Source organism: Fulvivirga aurantia, assembly GCF_009711475.1.
Taxonomy (GTDB): Bacteria; Bacteroidota; Bacteroidia; order Cytophagales; family Cyclobacteriaceae; genus Fulvivirga; species Fulvivirga aurantia.
This window is the reverse complement of record NZ_SMMD01000489.1, coordinates 1-3,245: the sequence shown is the minus strand read 5'-3', so window position 1 is coordinate 3,245 and position 3,245 is coordinate 1. Positions and strand designations below refer to the sequence as shown.

Annotated in this window: 2 rRNA genes; both read right to left on the bottom strand. The window is 48.9% G+C overall.

What is annotated here, in order from left to right:
• Window positions 1–50: 50 nt before the first annotated feature.
• Window positions 51–162 (bottom strand): 5S ribosomal RNA (rrf, locus tag E1176_RS03455).
• Between the two features lie 78 nt (window positions 163–240).
• Window positions 241–3,125, bottom strand: a 23S ribosomal RNA gene (locus E1176_RS03450).
• Between the last annotated feature and the right edge of the window lie 120 nt (window positions 3,126–3,245).

Here is a 3,245-nt window from a genome sequence, read left to right as displayed (position 1 = left end):
ATTAGGCATAAAAAAACCCCTTATCGTTATGATAAGGGGTTTATAATAAAGTCTGGCAACGACCTACTCTCCCACATCTTACTGCAGTACCATCGGCGCTGGTGGGCTTAACTTCTCTGTTCGGAATGGGAAGAGGTGGACCCCACCGCTATAGTCACCATAAAATCTGCTAAACACTCTTTTTGTTTAGACTAATATCTTTGACATGTGTAGTGAAAAAATTACGAGTGCCTTGCGGCACTAGGAAAGCTTACGGGTAATTAGTACTGCTCAGCTTTGACATCTCTGTCTTTACACTTGCAGCCTATCAACGTCATCATCTATAACGTCCCTTATAAAGAAGTCTCATCTTGAGGTGGGTTTCGCGCTTAGATGCTTTCAGCGCTTATCCCTTCCCAACATAGCTACCCGGCGGTGCAGCTGGCACCACAACCGGTACACCAGAGGTTGGTCCATCCCGGTCCTCTCGTACTAAGGACAGATCCTCTCAAACTTCTTACGCCCACAACAGATAGGGACCGAACTGTCTCACGACGTTCTGAACCCAGCTCGCGTGCCACTTTAATGGGCGAACAGCCCAACCCTTGGGACCTTCTCCAGCCCCAGGATGTGACGAGCCGACATCGAGGTGCCAAACCTCCCCGTCGATGTGAGCTCTTGGGGGAGATCAGCCTGTTATCCCCAGAGTACCTTTTATCCTTTGAGCGATGGCCCTTCCATGCGGAACCACCGGATCACTATACCCGACTTTCGTCCCTGATCGACTTGTTGGTCTCACAGTCAAGCTCCCTTATGCTATTGCGCTCTTCGCACGGTTACCAAGCGTGCTGAGGGAACCTTTGGAAGCCTCCGTTACTCTTTTGGAGGCGACCACCCCAGTCAAACTACCCACCAAACAATGTCTCCCTGGGTAGGGATTAGGCATCACGTAAATAAAGGGTGGTATTTCAACAACGACTCCACAACCCCTGGCGAGGCTGCTTCAGTGTCTCCCACCTCCCTACACATTATTTACACAATGTCAATGTTAAGCTGTAGTAAAGGTTCATGGGGTCTTTCCGTCCCGTTGCGGGTACGCGGCATCTTCACCGCGACTACAATTTCACCGAGCTCGTGGCCGAGACAGTATCCAGATCGTTGCACCATTCGTGCAGGTCGGAACTTACCCGACAAGGAATTTCGCTACCTTAGGACCGTTATAGTTACGGCCGCCGTTTACTGGGGCTTCAGTTCAATGCTTCTCCCGAAGGATAACATCCCCCCTTAACCTTCCAGCACCGGGCAGGTGTCAGGCCTTATACATCATCTTTCGATTTCGCAAAGCCATGTGTTTTTGCTAAACAGTCGCCTGGATCTTTTCACTGCGACCTCCTCACCGAAGTGAGGTAGGTGCCCCTTCTCCCGAAGTTACAGGGCCATTTTGCCTAGTTCCTTAGCCACGAATCACTCGAGCACCTCAGGATTCTCTCCTTGACTACCTGTGTCGGTTTGCGGTACGGGTACCATTAACATTACTTAGAAGATTTTCTTGGAAGCCTGATTAGGGCCACTATCCGCGCTCCCGAAGGATTGCGGTACTATCAGGTTCAGCTAGTCCAGCGGATTTGCCTACTGGTCTAATACCTACACCCTTTAACGTGCTATTCCGTCAGCACGCGAGCCTTTCACTTCTCCGTCTCTCCATCGCTGTTAACGGTAGTATGGGAATATTAACCCATGGTCCATCGACTACCCCCTTCGGGTTCGCCTTAGGTCCCGACTAACCCTGATCCGATTAGCGTTGATCAGGAAACCTTAGTCTATCGGTGGGCGGGTTTCTCACCCGCCTTATCGTTACTTATGCCTACATTTGCTTTTCTATCCGCTCCACCATGGCTTACGCCATAACTTCACTGCTGATAGAATGCTCCCCTACCCAGTATAAATACTGCCAAAGCTTCGGTGGTATACTTAATGCCCGATTATCATCGATGCTCTGTCGCTCGACCAGTGAGCTGTTACGCACTCTTTAAATGAGTGGCTGCTTCCAAGCCAACATCCTGGCTGTCTCGGCAACTGAACTACCTTAGTTCAACTTAGTATACACTTGGGGACCTTAGCTGTTGGTCCGGGTTCTTTCCCTTTCGGACATGGACCTTAGCACCCATGCCCTCACTGCAGAGTAAATCTGATAGCATTCGGAGTTCATCAGGATTTGGTAGGATGTGACTCCCCCTAGTCCTATTGGTAGCTCTACCTCTATCAGAATAACCTCCACGCTGCTCCTAAAAGCATTTCGGGGAGTACGAGCTATTTCTCAGTTTGATTGGCCTTTCACCCCTACCCACAACTCATCCAAAGACTTTTCAACGTCTACTGGTTCGGTCCTCCAGATCGTGTTACCGATCCTTCAACCTGGTCATGGGTAGATCACAAAGTTTCGCGTCTACCCCCACTGACTTAAGCGCCCTATTCAGACTCGCTTTCGCTCCGGCTCCATGGCTTTAACCACTTAACCTTGCCAGTGAGGAGTAACTCGTAGGCTCATTATGCAAAAGGCACGCTGTCACAGCACGAAGCTGCTCCAACCGCTTGTAAGCGTATGGTTTCAGGTACTATTTCACCCCCTTATTCAGGGTACTTTTCACCTTTCCCTCACGGTACTTGTTCACTATCGGTCTCTCAGGAGTATTTAGCCTTACCGGATGGTGCCGGTAGATTCAAACGGGATTTCTCCTGTCCCGCCTTACTCAGGATCCTGCTGTCATTAATAAGGTTACTCTTACAGGACTTTCACCTTCTTTGGTTTACCTTCCCAGGTAATTCAGATTCTATTATCAATGAACTTTGCAGTCCTACAACCCCCATCATGCCGTAACATAATGGGTTTGGGCTTGTCCCCGTTCGCTCGCCGCTACTAAGGGAATCACTATTGTTTTCTCTTCCTCCGGGTACTTAGATGTTTCAGTTCTCCGGGTTAGCTCCATGCAAGCATGGTGACTAGTCTTCAACTAGCCGGGTTGTCCCATTCGGAAATCTGCGGATTAACTCGTATTTGCCAATCCCCGCAGCTTATCGCAGCTTATCACGTCCTTCATCGCCTCTGAGAGCCTAGGCATCCTCCATACGCCCTTATCTACTTTCTCTAGTTCTGTAAATAAGTTATGTAACTTAATTTAATTTGTATGTTGGTGTTGTATATTGCTATACAACTCCTACCTATGTGTCTCGTAATTCTTTCACAACATGTCAATGAACTTTTTAAT